This is a genomic window from Emticicia sp. 17c (assembly GCF_037153985.1).
Lineage (GTDB): Bacteria > Bacteroidota > Bacteroidia > Cytophagales > Spirosomataceae > Emticicia.
In genome coordinates, this window is record NZ_JBBAYI010000005.1 from 166,014 (window position 1) to 188,286 (window position 22,273).

A 22,273-nucleotide genomic window follows, 5' to 3' on the forward strand; every position below is an offset into this window, starting at 1 on the left:
TTGATGCCTTAAACTAACGGAATCCAAACATAATAATATTAAAAGCCCGCATACCTGGGCAGAATGAAAAACAAGCGCTCATGAAAAGCAAATTATTGGCCACTCTGGCAAGTGTAATTTTAATTAACTCTTTAACGGCTCAGGCACAGCAAAGAGCCATTTCCCCAGCTGTTCCTTTCCTTACAATTTCTCCTGATTCAAGGGGGGCTGCGCTGGGCGATGCAGGGGTAGCGTCTTCGCCGGATGCCAATTCAATGTATTGGAATACCGCAAAACTACCATTTATTGACCGTAGTCTGGGTTCGACGGTTTCTTATACACCATGGTTGAGAGATTTAGTAGATGATATGGGGCTGCTTCATGCGGCTATCTATAAAAAAGTGGGTAAAGACCAAGTACTGGGTTTATCGATGACCTACTTTAATCAGGGGCAAATACAGTTTACCACCAACACAGGGCAACCTATCGGAGATTTCCCTTCAAGAGATTTTAATATCACGGGCGGGTATAGCCGTAAGCTATCGCGCGATATTGCCATGGGGCTGAATATCAAATTTATTCACTCAAATCTGGTAGGTACGCAGGTAATTAACGGAACCGCAAGTAAACCGGGTAGCACCGTAGCCGGCGACCTCTCGTTTTTCTATATGAACGATTCGCCCGTGGTTAAAAACCGCGAGCGCGGAGCTGCATTTACAGCCGGTGCGGTTATACAGAATATTGGTGGTAAAATCAATTATGGCAGAGAACGTTATTATATTCCGGCTAACCTGAAACTTGGTGCTGGCCTTAATTACAGAATTGACCCCAACAATGAATTTAATTTTCTGATTGATGTAAACAAATTACTGGTGCCAACACCACCTTTGAGAGACAACAACGGTAATATCATAAAAGGTAAAGACCCTGAAAGCATAGGAACCGTACAGGCTATTTTCTCGTCGTTTGGTGATGCGCCCGATGGTTTCAAAGAAGAATTAAAAGAGTTTACAGGCTCTTTCGGGGTTGAATACTGGTATAGCCGTGTGTTTGCCGTGCGTACAGGTTATTTTGCACAAAGCGCCCTGAAAGGCGGTAACAAGTATGTAACCGCAGGCTTGGGCCTTAAACTGAAAAATAATTACGGCATTGATTTCTCATACCTGATTCCGACTACACAGGGCAGCCCGCTAGCCAATACATGGCGCATTACGCTGATTTTTGATATGCAGCCGAAACGCGCACTGGAAGGCTCGGACGACCCGACAGAATAAGAAATTTTACTTGCCCATAAAGGCTGTTAAAAACCTCATAGTTTTTCAAAAACTATGAGGTTTTTGTTTTTAGGTTTGTAACTTTACTGGCTCAACCTTATAATTCCTATAAATACTTTGAAACCGTTCTTTAAAAAATTTAATGACCCTCTCTTACTATTAACCTTTTTTGTTTTTCTGCCTTCCTTAATTATTGCCCAAAAGAAAAACGACAAAATTGAGTACCGTATTCATCGGGCTACCTCGCCCATTAAGGTAGATGGCCTGCCCGACGAGCGCGCTTGGGCCGATGCACAACTGGCTACTGATTTTTATCAGGTATTGCCTATGGACACCAGCAAAGCGTTTGTTCGTACTGAAGTAAAAATGACCTACGACAACAAAAACCTCTATGTGCTTTTTATTAATTATGAAAAAGTACCCGGGCCGTACATGGTCGAGTCGCTGAAAAGAGATTTTACTTTCGGGAAGAACGACAACGATTTATTGTTTATTGACACCTTCGACGACCAGACCAACGGCTTTACCTTCGGAGCCAATGCACACGGCGCACAATGGGACGGCCTGCTTTATAACGGTAGTGCCGCCAACCTGAGTTGGGATAACAAGTGGATGTCGGAAGTAACCTACGACGACGATAAATGGGTGTGGGAAGCCGCTATTCCGTTTAAGACCCTCCGTTATAAGAAAGGAATTACCCGTTGGGGCGTAAACTTTAGCCGCCTCGACCTGAAAACTACCGAGAAATCGGCTTGGGCGCCTGTACCGCGGCAGTTTGCCACGGCTTCGTTGGCGTATGCGGCCTCGCTCGTGTGGGACGAACCCCCGCCGCAGGTAGGGTCAAATATTTCTGTAATTCCGTATGCACTGGGTGGTGTGAGTGCCAATCAGGAGGCCAAATCTCCAACAAAATTCAGAGGCGATTTTGGCTTTGATGCCAAAGTGGGGCTTACGTCATCGCTTAATCTGGATTTGACCGTGAACCCCGATTTCTCGCAGGTTGATGTTGACCAGCAACAAACCAACCTCGACCGTTTTGAGTTGTTTTTTCCTGAAAGACGACAGTTTTTTCTCGAAAACGGCGACCTTTTCTCTAACTTCGGGTATCAGACCATCCGGCCTTTCTTTTCGCGCCGTATCGGCCTTAATGCGCCCATTCGGTTCGGGGCAAGGCTGAGCGGAAAACTAAATAAAGACTGGCGCATAGGCTTCATGGATATGCAAACAGGTAGCAGCTATGTGGGTGTGCCGGGTACAAGCAGCGGTTTGTTCGATTTACTGGGCATTAACAAAAAGAAAGACGGCGAAGAAGCCGCCGGAATTCCGCCGCAGAATTTTGGCGTGATAGCCCTGCAACGCCGTGTTTTTGCCCGCTCGAACATTGCCGTGATGTTTGTGAACAAAGAAACCCTGAACTACAACGGAGTGGCCGACGTAAACGCCATTTCGCGCTTTAACCGCAACTTGGGCATTGAGTATAACCTTGCCTCAAAAAATAATATCTGGTCGGGTAAGTTTCTGTATCTGGCTTCGTTTGTGCCTAATGGCAAAAGCAACGATGCCGTTTTTGCCGGAAACATTCTGTATACAGCCCGTAAATGGATTTACGGCTTGCAGGTTGAGCAGGTAGGCGGTAATTACTCGGCCGAAGTGGGCTATGTGCCGCGTATCAACTACGGAAAACTGAATCCGCAGGCGGCGTATCTGTTTTTTCCGAAATCCAAGAAAATCCTGAGCCACGGCCCTACGGCTATGCTGACGCACTATTTTGACAAAAACTTTTCGTACCAGACCGAGAACGAAATCCAGTTAGGCTACAAAATCAATTTCAGAAAAACCAATACGCTTTTTATGTGGGCAGGGCATAATTTTGTGCAATTGTTAAGGCCCTTCGACCCCACCAATTATGTAGGCGTTTACCTGCCCGAAGGCAGCCAACATAAATGGAACTCGCTGGGTTTTGATTATACCTCTAAGCCGCAGGCACTTTTTACGTATCTGGTCTCGACGAGTTACGGCGGGTACTACGCCAATGGCTCACGGCTGAAAATCAACGCTTCGGTGGGGTATCGGTTCCAACCTTATGTAGCCATTACCATGAACGCCAATTATAACCGTCTGGCATTTGAACAAGACCCGCTATTGCCCAAAGAATTAATAAATAAACAATATAATCTTTGGCTGCTAGGCCCTAAAATAGATGTTACCTTTACAAATAAATTGTTCCTGACTAATTTTGTACAATTTAACAACCAGAATAATAACTTTAATATTAATTCGCGTTTGCAATGGCGGTACAGCCCGGCCTCAGACCTGTTTCTGGTTTATACCGACAATTATTTTTCTGATACCTTCAGGGTCAGAAACCGCGCGCTGGTTGTGAAATTTACCTATTGGTGGAACGTCTGATGTTTTATTATTCAACCTTACATACACATGAAAACCTTATTGTTTTTTTTATTACCAGTTTTAACATTTGCTCAGACCATGACTTTCGAGATTGAGGGGCATCGCGGTGCGCGTGGCCTTGTGCCGGAAAACACCATTCCGGCCTTTAAAAAAGCTATCGACTTGGGCGTGCAGGTGCTTGAGCTTGATGTGGTTATTTCAAAAGATAAAAAAGTGGTGGTATCGCACGATACTTATTTTAATCCTGATATTTCGACCGACCCCAACGGCGTGCCTGTAACCAAAGAAACACAAGGAAACCTGTATTTGCTCGACTACGACGAAATCAAGAAATACGATGTAGGCTCGCGCGGGCATAAGGGGTTTCCTGAGCAGGAAAAAATGAAGGCTTATAAGCCTTTGTTAAAAGACATGATAAAAGAGATTGAGAAATATACCAAGCAAAAAGGCGTGCCTCCGGTTAAGTATAATATCGAAATAAAAAGCAGCCCCAAAGAAATAGGCAAAAGCCAACCCGAAATAGCCGAATTTTCGGACCTTGTGTATAACGTTATTGTGAAATCGTTGCCGCTTGAGCGGGTAAATATGCAGAGCTTCGATTATAACGTGCTGAAACACTGGTATGCCCAGATGCAGGCCGGAAAATACAAAAAAATAGCTATGGCCGTGCTGATTGAGCCTGTGGCTAACAACGATGTGCAGGTGAATCTGGACAAGTTGGGTTTCAAGCCCGACATCTGGAGCCCTTATTATACACAGGCTACGCCTGAGCGTGTAAAACAACTGCACGAGTTGGGTATCAGGGTTATTCCGTGGACAGTCAATAAAAGAGAAGACATGGAAAAAGTAAAAGCCGCTGGCTGCGACGGCGTTATTACCGATTACCCCGACCGCGCCAAAGGGCTTTAAAAGCAAATGTGTAAATGCTTAAAAATCAGAGGTTTATGCCTGAACAAAGAAAACAAGCCTTGCGAAATGATGTGAGAACAAAGAAAATTATATAATTTGGGTAGTTTTTAAAGTATATTTCAACCTGGCGTGAGCATCTTAAACGACATACTCGGTTTTTTCATCAAGCGGCGTATTGAGCGCATTGAAGAGTTTGTGCGGTATCCTATCGAAACGCAACACCGTATCTTCCATGAGCTTATCGAAAACGCCCGCTATACCGAATGGGGCCTGAAATACGGTTATGGCAGCATCGAAACCATTAAGGATTTTCAGGATAAAGTGCCCATTTCGACCTACGAAGAACTGTATCCTTATATTGAAAGAGTACTAAGAGGCGAGCAGAACATCCTGTGGTCGTCTGATATTAAGTGGTTTTCAAAATCGTCGGGTACGACCAATTCGCGGAGCAAATTCCTGCCTGTTTCGGAGGAGTCGCTCGAAGATTGCCATTACAGAGGCGGAAAAGATATGATGACCTTGTATCTGAACAACCGCCCCGATGCCAAACTGTACGAAGGCAAAGGCTTGTCGATAGGCGGAACCCTGCATAAAAACCCCTTCAACCCAAGCACACAGGCGGGCGATATTTCGGCGGTTATTATGAAAAACCTGCCCGCATGGGCCGATTTCATCCGTACGCCCCCTATTGAGGTAGCCCTCATGGAAAACTGGGAAGAAAAAATGGAACAGATGATAAACATCTGCTCGCAGGAAAACGTAACCAGTATTCTGGGTGTACCAACCTGGACGGTTGTGTTGCTCGAAAACATTCTGGAGCGCACAGGCAAAAAGAATATGCTCGAGGTCTGGGAAAACTTTGAAGTATTTGTGCATGGAGCCGTGGCTTTTCAGCCTTATCGGGAGTTATTCAGGCAGAAATTCTTTCCGTCAGACCAAGTGTCTTACCTTGAAACCTACAATGCCTCGGAGGGCTTTTTTGCCATTCAGGATGAACTCGGCAGGGTAGGCGAAATGCTTTTGATGCTCGACTACGGCGTTTTCTATGAGTTTATCCCGATGGAAGAATGGGACAAGACCCACCCAAAAACCCTGTTGCTCGACGAAGTAGAACTCGACAAAAACTATGCGCTCGTGATTTCGACCAACGCAGGTTTATGGCGCTATAAAATTGGCGATACCGTAAAGTTTACGTCAAAGTATCCGTTCCGAATCAAGGTAAGTGGCCGCACCAAGCACTTTATTAATGCCTTTGGCGAAGAAGTAGTAATTGAAAACGCCGACATTGCCATTACAGAAGCCTGTGCCGTTACGGGCGCAGCTATGGTTGATTATACCGCCGGCCCTGTATACATGGGCGAAGGTAACAAAGGCTGCCACGAATGGGTAATTGAGTTTTCAAAAAAGCCCGACAACGAGCAGGCTTTTGTTGAGAAACTGGACGACACCCTTCGGAAAGTAAATTCAGACTATGATGCCAAGCGTTTTAAAGATATGGCTTTGCTGGCACCTAAAGTGCATTTTGTTGAAAACGGTACGTTTTATCAGTGGATGTCGAAAAGAGGTAAACTGGGCGGGCAAAACAAAGTGCCGCGCCTGAGTAACTCGCGCGAGTATCTGGACGATATTCTGGACATGATAAACGCCTGACCTAACGTTTTCGGCAATCGTTTTAAAGCCACTGATTACTGAGAATGAGTGGCTTTTCTGTTTCCAGACCAACGTCGGTAATAATCATGAGCTTGTGAACACACCCACCAAACAGCGCAAAAGCTAAACACTAGAATGAAAATTTTACATACGGCCGACTGGCATCTGGGCAAAAGACTGGATAACTACCTGCGGCTTGACGAACAACGAGAGGTTTTGCAGGAAATATGCGAAATAGCCGAGCGTGAATCGGTTAATGCAGTGATAGTAGCAGGCGATTTGTTCGATAACTTTAATCCATCGTCAGAGGCGATGGAATTATTATATTCTACGCTACACCGTTTGTCGGCCAATGGCACAAGGGCGGTTATTGCCATTGCAGGCAACCACGATTCGCCCGAGCGTATCGAAGTACCCGACGCACTGGCCAGAGCCTGCGGAATTATATTTGTGGGCTACCCCAACGTAAGCGTGAAGCCCTTCCGCACACAGGCGGGGCTTGAAGTGACCAAAGCCGACAAAGGCTTTATTGAAATGAAAATTCCGGCGTGTGCGTTTCCGCTGCGGGTTTTATTAACGCCCTATGCCAACGAGCAACGCCTCAAGACTTTTCTGGGTATTGTTGAAACCGACGATGCCCTACGGGTGCATTTACAGAAGCATTGGCAACAACTGGCCGACCAGTATCTGGATAACGCCGGTTTCAACCTGCTGGCTACGCACTTGTTTTTTATGAAAAAAGGGGGCGAAATGCCCGAAGAACCCGAAGACGAACGCCCGATTCTGCACATTGGCGGGGCGTCGGTTATTTACTCCGAAAACATACCAAAGGGGCTGCACTATGTAGCTTTAGGGCATTTGCACAGGTATCAGACAATTGATACCGAGCCTTGCCCCGTGGTGTATTCGAGTAGCCCGCTGGCGTATAGTTTTTCAGAAGCTAACCAAACCAAATATGTAGTACTGCTCGAAACCGCCGCAGGGCAGTTGCTGAGCCACAAACCCATTGCCTTGCAGAAAGGAAGAGTACTACTGAAAAAGAAATTCGATACCATCGATGCCGCCCTTGTGTGGCTGGCCGAAAACCCCCACGCGCTGGTTCAGCTAACAATGGTTTCAAACAAATACCTTGAAGCAACAGATAAAAAACGCCTGCTGGATGCCCACGACGGGCTTATACAGATTATTCCTGAAATAAAGAATCTGGGCGATGATGACCCCCACAGCCCTAAACTTGACCTTTCATTAGGGCTTGAGAAACTGTTTGAAGAGTATTTCAGAAGCAAAAAAGGGCAGGAGGTTCCGCAAGACCTGCTATTGCTGCTGAAAGAAGTGCTGGCCGAAGGAGAAGAATAAAATGCTTAACCCAGAACAACCATGATTCCGCAATATCTTAAAATAAAAGGGCTTTACTCGTATAAACACCAACAGGAAATTGACTTTAATAACCTGACAAGCGCGGCTTTGTTTGGTATTTTCGGGTCGGTGGGTAGTGGTAAGTCGTCAATTCTGGAAGCCATTATGTTTGCCCTCTACGGCGACACCGAACGGCTGAACAAATCGGGCGATGAGCGTTATTATAACATGACCAACCTCAGTTCGGACGATTTAATGATTGATTTTACGTGTCTGGCCGGAAAAGAAGACACCCGTTACAGGTTTGTGGTACAGGGCCGCAGAAATAGCCGGAACTTCAGGGATGTAAAGGTTGAAAGAAAGGTTTACCAATGGATGGACGACAACTGGAGCCCCATTATGACCGAAGATGTAGCCGAAAAAGTTATAGGGCTAAACTACGAGAATTTCCGCCGGACGGTTATTATTCCACAAGGAAATTTTCAGGAGTTTATCGAACTGAAAGGCAGAGAACGCTCTGAAATGATGAAGGTTTTGTTTGGTCTTGAAAAGTTTGATTTGGCCGAAAAAAACAAACGGCTGGCCGAGCGTAACATTCTGGCCTTAGAAAGCATACACGGGCAATTGATGAATTTGGGCGAAGCAACCCCCGAAATGATTGCCCAGAAAGAACACGAGCTAAAGCTCACCAAAGAGTTAATCAGAGAGGTAGAGGCAGCCCTTGTGCAACAGCGCAATGAAGAAAAACAGCAGGACGAACTCCTGAAACTTTTTACGAACCTTAACCACACCACCCAGAAACTGGATTTGCTGCAAGAAAAACAGAACTGGTTTAAAATGCGTGAGGAAAAACTGAAACTTTACGAACAATGTGTGCTTAATTTTAAGTCGTTGTTTGAACAGAAACAGGCCAGAGAGAAAGAACATCAGCAGGTAAAAACCGAAATTGCCCGAAATCAGGCATTGCTTGAGCAAAATCAGGTGCGCTTGCAGAACATGGTGAGCGAACTGGAAAAAGTAAGACCCTACTACGATAAACGCGACGAGTACCAGCTGAAATCTCAAGAGCTTAAACGCCTGAAAGACCTCAAAAAACTTGAGCAGGAAAGCGCAAGCCTGCAAGACCGCATCAGGAACGGGGCAGTGGTACTGAAAGAAAAAGAAGCCCTGATTCAGCACCTTTTGAACGAGAAGCAACTGCAAGAAAAACAACTCGAACAACGCAAAGCCGACCTCATAACCCAGCAAACAGAGCATAAACTGCAAGACGAACTGGTGCATTTGCAGGTGCAGAAGTCGTTACAGAAATTTGCCGATGCCCTCAAAGATAACGAGCCTTGCCCGCTGTGTGGGTCGGTGCATCATCCGGCCATTTTAAGTTCTGACGAAGACTTCGATACCAAAATAAAAGCCCTGATGGCTAAAAAAGAAGGTATCAGAACCGAACTGGAACAGGCCGAAAAACACATTAAACAGCTAGGCAAAACAATAGACGACCACACGCAGGAAAAAACCGAGAAATTCGAGAAGGCTTTAGCTCGCTTTACTGAGCAAATGGCGGGCTTCGATGCCCAGAAACAACTCTTGTTAGGGCAGTTACAGGTATTCAGGTGGGAGGATTTCGCCGAAAAGAGTATCGAAGAAATTGACGAACAACAACGCAAAACAGATAACGATTACCGGAAAATTGTTGAAACCTTTACCCGACTTGACAAAGACCACCGCGAACTGGAAGGCAGCATAAAAACCACACAAGGAAGCCAGCAAACCCTGCTCAATAGCCTTAACGCACACACCCATGCGTTGGCACAAATGCAACAGGAAATAGATGCTCAGCTTGGCAAGGTGGGGTTTGGCACGGAAGAGGAGGTCTGGAATGTGTTAAGGCAAAACCTTGTGATTGAAACCGAACGCAACGAAATACAGGCTTACCAGACCGACTTGCAGGCTACCCGCCAGATGCTGGAGCAACTCACAAAAGATGCCGCCAGTAAGGTGTACGAACCCGAAAAACACGCTTTACTGAAAGAAGGCATTAAAGCCAACGAAACCAGATTCAATGGCTTGAAGAAGGAGGAAGGAAGCCTCGAAAATGAAATTCAGAAAGGAAAAGAAAACCTGAAAAGCAAAGAAAAACTTTTGCAGGAAAAACAAAGGCTCGAAATCAGGAAAGAGAACCTTGAAACCTTACAGAAACTTTTCAAGGCTAATGGGTTTGTTGATTTCGTGTCGAGTATTTATCTGAAAAACCTGTCGAATGCGGCCAACGAGCGGTTCCACCGCATGACACGCCACCAGTTACACCTCGAAGTAAACGCCGATAACGATTTTGAAGTGCGCGACCTGCTCAATGGCGGCAAAACCCGTTTGCTCAAAACATTGTCGGGCGGGCAGAAATTTCAGGCGGCTTTGTCGCTGGCACTGGCATTGGCCGATAATATCCATAACAGGGTGCAATCGAGGCATAATTTCTTCTTTCTGGATGAAGGTTTCGGCTCGCTCGACCGTGATTCTCTGCAAATTGTTTTTGAAACGCTCAAATCGCTTCGGAAAGAAAACCGTATTGTAGGCATTATTTCACACGTTGACGAACTACAACAGGAAATACAGACCTTCCTGAAAATAGAAAATACCGACGAAGGCAGCCGTGTATTTACAAGCTGGCAATAATTTTAGGCACGATTTTGGTAAATGCTTCTGAGAACAGGCAAGCCCTGACACAAACCCATCTCTGAAAGCAGGGCAATTGGCCTGCCAATATCTGAAACCAATGAAAAACATAGTATTTGCTTTCTTGTTTTTGCTTAGTAGCTCCGTGTTTTCGCAGCAGGCGTGTGTCTGTTCGCAAAATTTCGACTTCGCATATCAGAAAATAAAAGACAATTACGCTGGCTGGGCCGATAAAGTAAGACCCGATAATCAGGCAGCTTTTAATAAACTTACTGCCGACACAAAAGAAGCCGCCAAAGGTATTTCCAACGAGTGGGACTGCTTCTTTCTGTTAAAAAAATGGTTCGATTTCTTTCAGGATGGCCATTTGTTTATTACGCCAATTTCTCCTTACAGCATTAAAGAATCACCGCAGGTAATTGCCCAGCGCGTAGCCAAGGCGGCGGCGGTTCCGTTTAACGAAATCAGTTTTGCCAGTTATCTTAAAACCAATAGTGCTGCGCTTGGTAGCATAGAGGGTATCTGGGAGAGCGACGACCAAGCGTATAGGGTGGGTATTATAAAAGACAAGAAAAATGCCAATAAATATCTGGGTTTTCTGCTGACCGATAAAGACGCTGACTGGAAGGCCGGAAAGGTAAAATTCGAGTTGCTGCAAGTGGCTCCGTTGCGTTATAGCACCACTTATTATTATGCCGACTTCTCGGCAGAAACAACGCTTACCCGCGAGGTAAAAAACGTGCTGGTACTGGAAAACATTTATAAGTTCAGTAAGGTTTTGCCCATTCCTACCGAGGTGGCCACTGAAGAAGACGTGGTGCAACGAATTGCCGATTACAGGGTTGAAAAGCTCGATAACGAAACGGCACTGGTAGTATTGCCTCCGTTTACGTTAGTTAATGGCCCCGAATACGTGAAAGACATGATTCAGAAGAGCCGTCAGATACTGGAAACATCGCCCAACCTGATTATTGACCTGCGAAATAACCCCGGCGGCGACGATGCCGTGTATGAGCCTTTGTTTCCGTATATCAATACCAGCCCTGTGGTGCGGAAAGGTGGGGTTTTCAGGGCAACTTATGAAAACATTGTGTCGGTGCGGCACGAACTGGAAGCTATACAGGGGTATCCGGGTTATAAAGAACGCCTCACCCCGAAACTACAAATGATATTGAGTACAATGGGTGCTAATCAGGGGAAATTCGTGAGTGGCCCCGATAAGGAGTTTCCGGCGGGGAATTTGGCAGGGAACCCCAAAAAAGTAGCCTTTATTGTGAATAAAAATACGGCTAGCACCGCCGAGCAGTTTGTACTGGAAGCCAAACAAAGTAAAAAAACGATAGTATTTGGCGAAAACACCAAAGGCTTGGCCGATTACATTGAAGTGCGCGACTGGGGAATGCCTTGCTATGGCTGGCGGGTGGCTTATGCGTTGGCTAAAAGCCCACGTTTGCCACAAAATCCGATTGATAACGTGGGTATCGGCCCCGACGTGAAAATTACCGAAAAAGAAGCCGATTGGGTTGAATTTGTCAGGAATTATATAAAAAAGTAAAGGTGTATTTTGCAAATGGCTTCTGCCTGACCTTGTTACGATAAGGTTGAGCAGAAGCCATTTTATTAGTAACCTGTGAAAACGAAAGCGTTACCCTCTCGGTGGGGTGGCAAGGTTTTAGTTGCCAAGATTCTCCCGAATCCCTTTCAGGATTTCTGTTCCGCCGTTAGCCAATACGTTTTCGGCTATTTTTACGCCCAATGCTTCGGGGTCGTCGATGGCATCTTCTTCAATTACTTTAATGAGTTTTTGTCCGTCAAGGCTAATAAGCCCCGCGGTCATTTTCAGGTGAAGCCCTCCGTTGGGGTTTTCTTCCAGCGTAGCCCGCCCAAACGACGGAATAGAACAACCACCTTGCAGTTTTTTCAGATAGGCACGTTCGGCCAGCAGGCACTTTTCGGTCTGGGCATCGTTTATGAGTATCCGTATCATGAGTTTTTTTTCTTCCGACAAACTTTTGGCGGCTTCAATGGCTACGCAGCCTTGCCCTACTGGTGATACAAACTCTGCCGATGGCAGGTGTTCAACAATGAGGTCGTTGTAGTGCATACGGTGTACGCCCGCATAAGCTAGTAGCAGGGCATCGCATTGGTTTTCTTCGAGCTTGCGCAGGCGTGTTTGCAGGTTGCCGCGCATATCAACAATTTTAATATGCGGGTAATAGTGCCTCAGCATGGCTACTCTACGCGTAGACGACGTGCCTACTACGAAGGTTTGGCCGCTTTGTAACGACAAGCCTTTGTTATAACTCAGCAGTACGTCGTCGGTTTGTTCGCGCTCGGTAAAGGCAATAATTTCGAGGTCTGCGGCTAGTTCAGACTGTAAGTCTTTGGCCGAATGAACCGCAATGTCGATGGCCCCGCTCCGAAGTTGGTCTTCGAGTTCTTCGGTAAAAACGCCTTTGCTGCCAATTTTCGACAAAGAGCGGTCGAGTATTTTATCGCCTTTGGTTTCTATGATAACAATTGCTGTTTCAATGCCTTTGGCTTTGAGTTTTTCTTCTACGTAGTAGGCTTGCCATAGAGCCAGTTTGCTGCCGCGTGTACCAATTTTTATTTTCATAGAGGCTTCGCTTTTTTAATTATAACAGGCACTTGCGGGTGCCATTTATACAATTGGCTTGTGCTTGCCGAATGCGGTGTGTTGATACATTGCTGTAAAACTCATTAGCCGGCACTCCAGACAAATAACAAGCCGTTGGGGTAATTTATTCAAACAAATTAATTTATTTCATGAGCCGCGCAATGATAAGCGAGATGTCGAGAAACACGATTTTGGCGCGTGCATTGCGTTCAATATGATAAAATGCTTCGCCGAGGGTGTCAATGATTTGCTCCAGATTATTCATGTTAATGGCTGTTGAAAACCGTTGTACAAACACCAGTTCGTCGTTTTCGAGCCTTATCAGGTTTTGGCCGCCGTTGCTGTACAGGAAAATCTCACGAAAAATACTGAGGCCATACTCAAGCAAACCTTTTTGTTGTTCTTTGCTGCGGGCATCGAACTCGTCGGCCATTGGCACCAGTTTTTGCAGGTTCAGGGCGTAGCACATACGCATCCAGTTGGCAAACCAAGCGTGGTCGGTGTCTTCGGCTTTTTCCAGAATTTCGAGTGCCTTGTGCATATTGCCTTCTGACAAAAACGCTATCTGGCGCGCCCGCTCTTGCGATACGTCTTTTGTGGCGAGGTACTGCACGAGTTCGTTCTCTGAAAACTTTCGGATAGCTACCCGTTGCGTGCGCGAAATAATGGTGGTCAGGAGGCGTTCCATGCTGCTTACCACGAGCAAAAACAGGGTTTGTTCGGGTGGTTCTTCCAGAATTTTCAGGAGGGCATTGGCGGTGGTGTTGTGCAGGTATTCGGCTTGCCAGATAATAACAATCTTGTAGCCCCCTTCGTACGACTTCAAGGCTAGTTTCTGAATTAACTGGCGGGCTTCTTCGGCCGGAATATTGCCTTGCTTTACGCCTATTTTTTCGAGCCAGTCAGACAAATTGCCGAAGGGTGTTTCTTTTACAAAACTCCGCCATTGGGCCATGAAGTTCTCGGAAAGCACACTTTTACCGCCGGCCGTCGGGAAAATATAAGTTACGTCGGGGTGGGCCAGTTTGCTCATTTTGAGGCAACTGGGGCATTTTCCGCAGGCGTCGTCGGCTTGTTTGTTTTCACAGTTAACATAAGTGGCATAGGCCAATGCTAAAGCCAGATTGGCTGTGCCTTCGCCCCCATGAAATAATTGTGCATGGGCCACATGGTTATTGGCTACCGTGCCGACGAGCGACTGTTTGATGTCTTGAAGACCTGTGATTTCACGAAAAAGCATGTGCAAAGGTAAGACTTTCCGTTCAAATTGACGCTTCCGACTCCTGAATGTATCGAAGAATTTGCAGGTCGGTATCGGTCAGGTGCTTGTTACGCCTTTTCATGGTTTCGTTAATAACCTGCGTGGCTTTTTCAAAGCGGTACGGCTCATAGGCGGTGTCGGCCCCTCCCCACCTGAACGAAGGCACGTGTTTGTCCTGAAAACCCGCCCCGAAAACATTTGCGCATACGCCTACCACCGTACCTGTGTTAAACATGGTGCTAATGCCTGCTTTGGTGTAGTCGCCCATGAAGAGGCCACAGAAAAGCTCTCCGCTTTTTTCGAGTTGGCGGGTGGCATAGCTGTATAGTTTTACTTCGGAGTAATCGTTTTTGAGGTTTGAATTATTGGTGTTTGCCCCCAGATTACACCATTCGCCAATGACCGAGTTGCCCAGAAACCCATCGTGTGCCTTGTTTGAATAGGCCGTCAGGATAGAGTTGCCTACCTCGCCGCCTGCGCGGCAAAAAGGCCCCAATGTGGTGTTGGCGCGCATTTTACTGCCCCACGCTACAATGCTGCCTTCGTCGGCCGAAAATGGGCCTATAATTACGGCTCCTTCCTGAATAGTGGCATTTTTGCCAATATACACCGGGCCGTTTTCGGCGTTAATGATAACGGCCTTGATGCTGGCCCCTTCTTCAACAAATACGTTTTCGGGCGCGTAGATACGCGTAAAGGGGTCGGTAATGGTTTGTGACTGCCGCCCTTTGGTTATAAGCTGGAAATCGGCCCGTATCTGGTCGCCGTTTTTGAGGTAGAGGTCGGGCAGGTGTTGTAAAATTACGGCCTCTTGCTGGCTGGCTTGGCTGCCTGTAAACTGGCTGTAATCGATAGGGAAACTGAGTTGGCGGCTGGTTTTAATGGCTAGCGGAACCTTGCCCGCCCACAGGATTTGGCCCTCGGTTAGGGCTTCAATTGCTGCCAGTATGCTGGCGGTAGGGCATAGGCCCCCGTTAATATAAATATTGGTGTTGGTGCTGGTTTGGGTAAACTTCTGTTGCAGGTAGTTTTCGGTGAGGTGCGAAAGTGGCTGGCCCAGTACTTTTTCCCATTTTTCCCTGATAGTTAAAATGCCGCATCTGATTTCGGCCACGGGCTTGGTAAAAGTAAAAGGTTTAAGCTGGTCTCGTAATTGTTTGTCATCAAAAAGAATGTAATTCATCTTATTTTCTTTAGTTTTTCCGACGGTAAAGATACAGAAAAAATAAAATTTCTATGGAAACTAAATTTCTGCGCCTGTGTAGTAACTTTGGCAGACAGACGAAAACAATATTGCCGTACCCAAAAGGATGGCGGTGTTTTTAATGTGTAGCCCCCTCTTGCCTGTTTAGCTTCTGTGGCTCAATAGTATCTTGGCAACTGATATTTCCTGCTTACTGGGCATAGCTTTACAGTATTTCAGTAGTTTCGAGTTTACGTTAATTTAAAAGCATATTCTATGAAAAATATAGTTGTTTTTGGTGCTACGGGCTTGCTTGGCAAACCTGTTACAAAGGCATTGATTGCCGCGGGTTTCAGGGTAACTGTTATGGCGCGCAACCCCGAGCTTGCCCGCGGGCTTTTTCCTGAGGCAAATGTAATTAAGGGCGATTTGAGTAAACCTGCCGAGGTAGCAACTGCCATGCAGGGGCAGGAGGCCGTTTTTATGAGCCTTTCGGTAACACAGACCGAGAAAGAAACCGACTGGCACGCCGAAGAACAGGGAATTGAAACAATTATTGAATTGGCTAAGCAAATGGATATTAAGCGGTTGCTTTATCTTTCGTCGCTGGTGCATTTGTATCAGGACATGGATAATTTCGATTGGTGGGTGTTCAGGCTGAAACGCAGGATTGTGAAGAAAATAAAGGAGTCGAAGATACCTTTTACTATTTTCTACCCGTCTACTTTTATGGAAAGTATTTTTTACCAATCCAAACAAGGAAGTATGATTGCTTTAGGCGGGGAGTCGAAATATCCGCTTTATTACATTGCTGCTGACGACTACGCCCGCCAAGTTGTGAATTCGCTTAAACTACTGAAAGACGAAAACCGTGAGTATGTTATACAAGGCCCGGAGGCTTTCAGGCAAGATGTAGCCGCCAAAGAGTTTATCAGGCATTATAGTAAACAAAAACTGCGCACCATGTGGGCGCCCATGTTCATGATGAAGCTGATGGGCTTTTTCAGCCAGAAATTTAACTATGGCTACCATATTGTAACGGCTCTGAACAATTACCCCGAAGAATTTGAAGCCACCCAGACATGGAAAGAGCTAGGCAAACCCCAAATAACGCTGAAAGAGTTTGCCGAGCGCATGAGCCAGCGTGAGGGCTAAAACAGGAGGTCGAACCCGATGGCCGATACTTCTTCGGCCGAGTTTGCTAACACTACTACGGCAGTCTGGTGTTCTTTATCGAACCCAACAAAAGTGCGGAAACCACCCGTACCACCCGAATGATGGTAAATAGTGAAGGCTTTCCGGCGGAGTAAGTTCCAGCCTAGCGCAACTACGTCTTTACCTTTGTCGAAAGTAATCTGATGGCTTAAATCAATGGCTTGTTGTAGGGTTTCGGGGGCTTCGGTCATGTTGGCCTGAAGATACCTGACAAGGTCGGTTACGGTTGAGCGTATACCGCCCGCACCTGCTAGTGTGTTAAGGTCCCATGCTGCAACGGCCTCGCCTTTTTCGTTGTAGCCTTGTGCGAAGTCGGCAGTGCGGTTGGCAGGTATGTCAATAAAGGTGTTACTGAGCATGAGGGGCTTACAGATTTTCTCATTCAGCAGGTTTTGGTAGGTAGTCTGGTGCTGTTGGGCCAGTATATTACCTAGCAAGCCAACGGCAAAGTTCGAGTAGTCGTAGGTAAGCCCTACTTCGCGGTAGGGTTTAAAATTTCTCAGGTAGGTATACATCCGTTGCAGGTCATAGTTTTTATAGGGGTTGTCGGCGGGGTCTCCTTTTTTATAGAGGTTAAATGGCAGGCGCGGAAAGCCCGACGTATGGTTGGCAAGGGTTTTCAGGGTGATGGGCCTGTCTTTATAAGCCATTGGTGGAATAGAGTCGGGCAGGTATTTGTTGATGGGGTCTTCGAGCGACATCCGGCCATTGGCTACTTCGTCGGCCAGCAGAATTGACGTAAATGTTTTGCTGATAGAGCCAATTTCAAACAGGGTTTTGTCGGCGTTGGGTAGTTGGTGGTTTCCTTGCCTGGTTTCGCCATAATTGTAAGTAAAGGTTTCACCGTCCTGCACAACGGCTATGGCAATGCCTACTGTATTTTTTAATTGTATGTAAAGCCTTGCGAGGCTGTCAACTTTCAGGTCGAGGGGGCTTTGCATGGGGTTGTCAGAGGCCACCTGATAATCTTTGTGGGGTTTGTCGGCCGTATATGGCTGAAACAACAGGCCCGAAATTTTGTTCTGGGTATCGAGGCTTAGAAAAATGTTCTGATTACTTTTTTCAAAGATACCTTTATAGAGGGCTGTGCCGTTGGTAATTTGTTTAAACTCGGAGGTTTTCCATTTGCCTAACTGCGAGTATAACATACCAATTACATGCTTTAGCTCCATTTCTGAGATTTCTTTCCGAAAAGATTCGCCCGTTAGGGTATAAATCTTTGTGCCATCGTTCTCATTAAAGGCTTTTTCGAGTAACACCCTCACAGAATCAATTTTTTGCTGGTTCGACTGCCCCAGTACCGCCAAAGGCAAGAGCAACAGCAAGAGTATTTTTTTCATAAGCGGTCAGATTAAGAGTAATTGTTTCGGGAGCCTAACGTTCGTATAGTGTTGGCACAAGTTAAAATAAAATTGTGTAATATACCTCTGGTTTTTAGATACAATTTGCTTTTTTTTGGGCTAAGAAACTAAATGTCAGAATTTTATCGTTAATGTTGTGTAAATTTCAAATTCTTTCGTACAATGAACAAAAAATTATTGATTACTACCCTTGCACTATTTATCGGGTTAGCAACCTTTGCGCAGCATAGTTCTTCAGGAATTAAATTTGAAGAAAAGGCTTCGTGGAAAGATATAGTTAAAAAAGCTAAAGCAGAGAAAAAACTTATTTTTATGGATGCCTATACTACATGGTGTGGGCCTTGCAAGATGCTTCAGGCGAGAGTGTTCCCGGATAAACAACTGGGCGAATATTTTAACCAGAACTTTGTGAATGCGGCTATTGATATGGAAAGCGACGAAGGGCTGAGGTTATCGAGCATTTATGAGGTAAGAGGCTACCCGACTTTGTTTTTTATTGATCCTAATAATGGCAAGGTGGTGCAATCAATTTTAGGATATACAGAAATTGACCAGTTATTAAGCACAGGCAAGCGTGTAGCTACCAAAAAGAAAAGCTAATGCCCTAATGCCTTTGCTGCATAAAAAAAGTAGTGCCGTAAACGCACTACTTTTTTTTGTGTGCTTAGCGGCGTTCGATGAGTGCCATATAGAAACCGTCGAAGCCATCTTGCGCGGGCGAGGTGCGTAGCTCTTTCAGGAGTGTGTATTCGGGGTTTTGTGCCAGAAAAGCCTGTACCTGTGTTTCGCTTTCGGAGGGCAGAATACTACAAGTGGCGTAGACCATCTTGCCGCCGTGTTTGAGCATTTTTGAGTAATTGGTGATGATTTCGCTCTGGGTTTTTCTGATTGTTTCCAGAAACTCCGGTTTGAGTTTCCACTTGGCATCGGGGTTGCGGCGCAATACCCCCAAGCCCGAACAGGGCACATCAAGCAGCAGGCGGTCGGCACTTTCGCGGAGCCTTTTAATGGTTTTGGTTTCGATGAGTTTGGTTTCTACGTTTCCGATACCATTGCGGCGGGCGCGGCGTTGGAGTTCCTGCAACTTGTAGTCTTCTACGTCTAGGGCAATAATGCGGCCTTTGTTTTGCATGAGTGTGGCCAAGTGCAATGTTTTGCCACCTGCCCCTGCGCAGGCATCAATTACGCGCATACCGGGCTGTACGTCTAGCAAAGGCGCAATTAGCTGGCTTCCGGCATCTTGAACTTCAAAGAGGCCGCCTTTAAAGGCTTCGGTTGCAAATACGTTGGCGCGTTTTTGTAGCACCAGTGCCTCGTTTACCTGAGCGAGGGTATCGGTTTCGATACCAATTTCATGGAGTTTTTTGCGTAAATCGGTTACGGTGGTTTTCAGGGTGTTGGCGCGTAGCACTACGGGGGCCTGTTTGTTCATGGCTTGTAGTTCGGCGTTCCAGTGGTTGCCTAGTTCTTGTTCGCCGAGGGTATCGAGCCAGTCGGGTACCGATTCTTTTATTTTTCTTATCTGTTGGGCTTCTTGCAGGCGGGCCGATATTTGTTTGGCATTTATGTGGCCAAACTCCTGCCAGTCGGGGAGTTTATCGCCTTGCAGCACACGCCACGCGGCAAATAGCTGCCAGAACTGGTCAGGCTCGGTAACGGTAATGCCCGAAAGCTGCGTTACGAATTTCAGTAGCCGCCACCAGCGGACAATCTCGTAGGTGTTTTCGGCAATGAAGGCGCGGTCGCGGCTGCCCCATTTTTTATTCGATTTCAATACGTATTCAATTACTTTGTCGGCCTGCCGGTTTTCTATAAAAATCTGCTGCAAGGCGTATACAATGGCTTCGACCAGTACGCGGTGATATTTCATGTGATGCTAACGGTGTTCTTAAAAAACACAAAGGTCAGGCTTTTTTGTGGGATGATGAAATGGCGGAGTGGATTTTCTTCATTATTTAAGGTAGGGTATTGCACAAATGGGCAATAGAATTGCCGATGCTGAGGGTTATAGGGTTAGCCCGCTTGCTACAAGTTAAGGTTGGGGGATGTATTTTCTACGGAGTCCAATTGTGTAACTTATATTTTGTTGTGTCGAGCTTGGAAACTGTTTTTTTGAATTTTATGTCCATATTTAGCCAAGTAAATAATGAGTCTGTTCGAGTTACTTTGGTAGAATCGTCTAAATCATAGGCTATATCTCTGTATAGAGTAACTATGTCAATTCTTGTGTCATTATTTAAATCTTTCAACCATGCGTCTTGTACAAAATACCAACCCTCGTCACCAAAAGCATCTGCTAAGCCATTGATGCCAATTATTTTTTTTAGCGAATTGTCCCAAATCAGTAAGTCAATTGCAGACTCTTCATATTGGCTTGGAGTTCGTATAATTAAACCTGTTTTTGTATTCGACAGTTTGAATTTAAAGCAGCTATAAAAGTGCGAAATTTTGTCGTTAACGGAAAACTTTGAGTTATTTTCAAAAGCCAATAATTTATAAAACCTTTGGTCAATAATTTTTCCTTTAAATTTATCTCCGTTTGTCAAGTCGTCGGGTGAATAAACATGTAAGTTTTCGGGCTCAATTTCTTCAAATAAATCTAAGAATTGTTTAGCGTTGTCAGCTTCTTGTTGTTGAGTAGCTAATTCTGGCGAGGTCTTGTTCTCGGTTGAATTTTGATTTGTACAAGCTACAAAAAAGTTCAATAGGGTAAGAAATGTAATTGTCTGTTTCACGGTTAATATAGCCATTAAAGGATGGGGTATTGTTGAAGTGGCAGATTTTTTAGCGCAAAAGGTCATTAAAAGCACAAAGCTAAAATCTTGTACTAAACTGTCTTAGAAGCACATAACCCGCCACTATTGCAAAACTGGTGTTATGCACAGTTTATTCTTTCGCACTCTCATAATATACGTAAACAGTTGCAATCTGTTTCCATCTATTGTTTTCAAGTATGTAGAAGCCAAAATCTAACTGAGTATAGTTAGTTCTATATCTTTTTTGGTCTAAATATAATGCTATTGCCCCATTACGAATATAAATTGGTTTTGAAAAGGTGTAAACTATTGAACACATATTCTTTTCCTTTTCGGTTGGTAAGTTTTCGGTTTTGTCAAAAGTTGGTTGAATCTCGCTTTGTTCTAAGCGCCTTGAATAAGGAAAAATATTTTCTTCCCATCTATAATTTTTCAATGATTCAAGTTCTTTTACCAAGTAATCTTGTTCTTCTTTGGAGATAGTAAATTTCTTTGCTTTGTTACCTTGGTAAAGGAAATGAAAGTCAAATGACTGATTCATACTGATTGCATTAATAGCTGAGTCTAATAGATTTGTTTCAACTTGTGCTGTGTAATACATTGAATCACATTCAAATCTTTCATGTTTCCACCGATAAACCCAATCGGAATAAGGATTTTCTATCAAATTATATTTGTTTTCAGGAATTTTTGCTTTTTCTGAATTTTCATTACTTGACTTAGCATTTTTGTTAATATAATGAAATGCTTCAATGCTTACTTTATCAAATCTCGCCTTTTTCTCTTGAAGTATTTTTTCTGCTTCCTTCAGCTGTGCTTCATTCAGGTATTGTCGAATCAAGTAACGAGTTGAAGTAGCATTAAAAACAGGGTCATATGCACCTGCAATTTCGGCCCAAACTAATGCGTTTATTTTTAATTTTTCATTATCAATCCCTTTTTGAAAGTAATAAATCGAAAGAAGTCCCATTGCCTTAGAGTTGTATTTTTCGGCTGAACGAATTAGGTACATTTCAGCTAAGGAATCGTTTTTTATATTAGATTCAGGATTTAAATAGCAAAAACCAATTACAAATTCAGCCATTGAGTCGCCTGATTCTGCAAAAGGTTTTAAGAATTTATATGCCTTTGTATAGTCTTTAGAGTCAAAAGCCTTTAATCCTTTTTCATAGTTATTGTTTTGGCAATATGAAAAAACTGATGTCAATAGGAATAAAAATGTCAAAAAGTATTGTCGCATCTGTGGGTCTTTAAATTGCACCTAATATACGAAAACTTTGTAGTGTTTTTTGCATTGTTTAGTATATTTCAGACATAAAATTAAGCTATTCTTGGCGTACTTTTAAATTGCCAGACATTCATCTTGAACATATAGCTTATATTTCATAAATATAATAGCCTGTTTAAAAAGAAGCTATTAACCATTGATTGAATCTCATACAAGCAACCCGATATAAATTTTTTTCAAACAAAGTGGCTATTCCTGCAACAAAAATTTGTTTTTTATGTTATTATTATGTAATTTCGCACCTTATTTAGCGATACTCTCTTAAAAACGCTTATCATTCATGAGATTTTTGTCCGATACACAACCTGTTTTACGTAGGGCAGT

At 44.7% G+C, this 22,273-nt stretch carries 16 protein-coding genes; 9 read left to right on the forward strand and 7 right to left on the reverse strand.

All coding sequences use genetic code 11. From position 1 onward, the window contains the following. Positions 1 to 80 precede the first annotated feature (80 nt). The 7 genes from porV (at position 81) to WAA15_RS12170 (ending at position 11,802) form a co-directional block, all read left to right on the forward strand. Complete coding sequence (gene porV, locus WAA15_RS12140) at positions 81 to 1,253, forward strand: type IX secretion system outer membrane channel protein PorV (RefSeq protein ID WP_337043029.1); 1,173 nt, start codon at positions 81 to 83, stop codon at positions 1,251 to 1,253. A gap of 117 nt (positions 1,254 to 1,370) precedes the next feature. After that, complete coding sequence (locus tag WAA15_RS12145) at positions 1,371 to 3,662, forward strand: DUF5916 domain-containing protein (protein WP_442892793.1); 2,292 nt, start codon at positions 1,371 to 1,373, stop codon at positions 3,660 to 3,662. 27 nt (positions 3,663 to 3,689) lie between these two features. Then, entirely contained in the window at positions 3,690 to 4,571 is an 882-nt protein-coding gene (locus tag WAA15_RS12150; protein WP_337043030.1) for a glycerophosphodiester phosphodiesterase family protein, read from the forward strand. Positions 4,572 to 4,700: 129 nt separating this feature from the next. Next, the gene (locus WAA15_RS12155; protein WP_337043031.1) at positions 4,701 to 6,221 is read left to right on the forward strand and encodes a GH3 auxin-responsive promoter family protein; all 1,521 of its coding nucleotides are present in this window, start codon (positions 4,701 to 4,703) and stop codon (positions 6,219 to 6,221) included. Positions 6,222 to 6,356: 135 nt separating this feature from the next. Continuing rightward, on the forward strand, positions 6,357 to 7,577 hold the full coding sequence (locus tag WAA15_RS12160; RefSeq protein WP_337043032.1) for a metallophosphoesterase family protein: 1,221 nt from the start codon (positions 6,357 to 6,359) through the stop codon (positions 7,575 to 7,577). A 21-nt stretch (positions 7,578 to 7,598) separates the two neighbouring features. Continuing rightward, the gene (locus WAA15_RS12165; protein ID WP_337043033.1) at positions 7,599 to 10,247 is read left to right on the forward strand and encodes an SMC family ATPase; all 2,649 of its coding nucleotides are present in this window, start codon (positions 7,599 to 7,601) and stop codon (positions 10,245 to 10,247) included. Between the two features lie 100 nt (positions 10,248 to 10,347). After that, positions 10,348 to 11,802, forward strand: coding sequence for a S41 family peptidase (locus WAA15_RS12170; RefSeq protein ID WP_337043034.1), 1,455 nt, complete (start codon positions 10,348 to 10,350; stop codon positions 11,800 to 11,802). A gap of 117 nt (positions 11,803 to 11,919) precedes the next feature. Here the strand turns inward: WAA15_RS12170 and hemC are convergent, their stop codons facing one another. From hemC to WAA15_RS12185, 3 genes are all read right to left on the reverse strand, one after another. Then, entirely contained in the window at positions 11,920 to 12,864 is a 945-nt protein-coding gene (gene hemC / locus WAA15_RS12175) for a hydroxymethylbilane synthase (protein WP_337043035.1), read from the reverse strand. 163 nt (positions 12,865 to 13,027) lie between these two features. Beyond that, positions 13,028 to 14,125 (reverse strand): DNA polymerase III subunit delta', encoded by a 1,098-nt coding sequence (gene holB, locus WAA15_RS12180; protein WP_337043036.1) that lies wholly within the window; start codon positions 14,123 to 14,125, stop codon positions 13,028 to 13,030. Between the two features lie 22 nt (positions 14,126 to 14,147). Next, positions 14,148 to 15,329, reverse strand: a complete 1,182-nt coding sequence (locus WAA15_RS12185; RefSeq protein ID WP_337043037.1) for a putative sugar nucleotidyl transferase — start codon at positions 15,327 to 15,329, stop codon at positions 14,148 to 14,150. A gap of 276 nt (positions 15,330 to 15,605) precedes the next feature. Between WAA15_RS12185 and WAA15_RS12190 the strand changes: the two genes are divergently transcribed. Beyond that, positions 15,606 to 16,484, forward strand: a complete 879-nt coding sequence (locus WAA15_RS12190; RefSeq protein WP_337043038.1) for an SDR family oxidoreductase — start codon at positions 15,606 to 15,608, stop codon at positions 16,482 to 16,484. Here WAA15_RS12190 and WAA15_RS12195 read toward each other — a convergent pair. After that, entirely contained in the window at positions 16,481 to 17,884 is a 1,404-nt protein-coding gene (locus WAA15_RS12195) for a serine hydrolase (RefSeq protein WP_337043039.1), read from the reverse strand. The genes WAA15_RS12190 and WAA15_RS12195 overlap by 4 nt on opposite strands. A gap of 183 nt (positions 17,885 to 18,067) precedes the next feature. Here WAA15_RS12195 and WAA15_RS12200 point away from each other — a divergent pair, with 183 nt between their 5' ends. Next, the gene (locus tag WAA15_RS12200) at positions 18,068 to 18,505 is read left to right on the forward strand and encodes a thioredoxin family protein (protein WP_337043040.1); all 438 of its coding nucleotides are present in this window, start codon (positions 18,068 to 18,070) and stop codon (positions 18,503 to 18,505) included. A gap of 64 nt (positions 18,506 to 18,569) precedes the next feature. Here the strand turns inward: WAA15_RS12200 and WAA15_RS12205 are convergent, their stop codons facing one another. The 3 genes from WAA15_RS12205 to WAA15_RS12215 all read right to left on the reverse strand — a co-directional run bounded on the left by WAA15_RS12205 (position 18,570) and on the right by WAA15_RS12215 (position 21,901). Next, on the reverse strand, positions 18,570 to 19,775 hold the full coding sequence (locus tag WAA15_RS12205) for an RsmB/NOP family class I SAM-dependent RNA methyltransferase (protein ID WP_337043041.1): 1,206 nt from the start codon (positions 19,773 to 19,775) through the stop codon (positions 18,570 to 18,572). A gap of 184 nt (positions 19,776 to 19,959) precedes the next feature. Beyond that, complete coding sequence (locus WAA15_RS12210; protein ID WP_337043042.1) at positions 19,960 to 20,655, reverse strand: hypothetical protein; 696 nt, start codon at positions 20,653 to 20,655, stop codon at positions 19,960 to 19,962. Positions 20,656 to 20,791: 136 nt separating this feature from the next. Beyond that, positions 20,792 to 21,901, reverse strand: a complete 1,110-nt coding sequence (locus WAA15_RS12215; protein WP_337043043.1) for a hypothetical protein — start codon at positions 21,899 to 21,901, stop codon at positions 20,792 to 20,794. Positions 21,902 to 22,273 lie beyond the last annotated feature (372 nt).

Excerpts from the sequence above, each read along its gene's own strand:
- WAA15_RS12165 (WP_337043033.1), top strand. The coding sequence starts at position 7,599 with ATGATTCCGCAATATCTTAAAATAAAAGGGCTTTACTCGTATAAACAC.
- WAA15_RS12185 (WP_337043037.1), bottom strand. The coding sequence starts at position 15,329 with ATGAATTACATTCTTTTTGATGACAAACAATTACGAGACCAGCTTAAA.
- WAA15_RS12190 (WP_337043038.1), top strand. The coding sequence starts at position 15,606 with ATGAAAAATATAGTTGTTTTTGGTGCTACGGGCTTGCTTGGCAAACCT.
- WAA15_RS12215 (WP_337043043.1), bottom strand. The coding sequence starts at position 21,901 with ATGCGACAATACTTTTTGACATTTTTATTCCTATTGACATCAGTTTTT.
- WAA15_RS12200 (WP_337043040.1), top strand. The coding sequence starts at position 18,068 with ATGAACAAAAAATTATTGATTACTACCCTTGCACTATTTATCGGGTTA.
- WAA15_RS12150 (WP_337043030.1), top strand. The coding sequence starts at position 3,690 with ATGAAAACCTTATTGTTTTTTTTATTACCAGTTTTAACATTTGCTCAG.
- WAA15_RS12205 (WP_337043041.1), bottom strand. The coding sequence starts at position 19,775 with ATGAAATATCACCGCGTACTGGTCGAAGCCATTGTATACGCCTTGCAG.
- porV (WP_337043029.1), top strand. The coding sequence starts at position 81 with ATGAAAAGCAAATTATTGGCCACTCTGGCAAGTGTAATTTTAATTAAC.
- hemC (WP_337043035.1), bottom strand. The coding sequence starts at position 12,864 with ATGAAAATAAAAATTGGTACACGCGGCAGCAAACTGGCTCTATGGCAA.
- WAA15_RS12170 (WP_337043034.1), top strand. The coding sequence starts at position 10,348 with ATGAAAAACATAGTATTTGCTTTCTTGTTTTTGCTTAGTAGCTCCGTG.
- WAA15_RS12160 (WP_337043032.1), top strand. The coding sequence starts at position 6,357 with ATGAAAATTTTACATACGGCCGACTGGCATCTGGGCAAAAGACTGGAT.
- WAA15_RS12195 (WP_337043039.1), bottom strand. The coding sequence starts at position 17,884 with ATGAAAAAAATACTCTTGCTGTTGCTCTTGCCTTTGGCGGTACTGGGG.
- WAA15_RS12210 (WP_337043042.1), bottom strand. The coding sequence starts at position 20,655 with ATGGCTATATTAACCGTGAAACAGACAATTACATTTCTTACCCTATTG.
- holB (WP_337043036.1), bottom strand. The coding sequence starts at position 14,125 with ATGCTTTTTCGTGAAATCACAGGTCTTCAAGACATCAAACAGTCGCTC.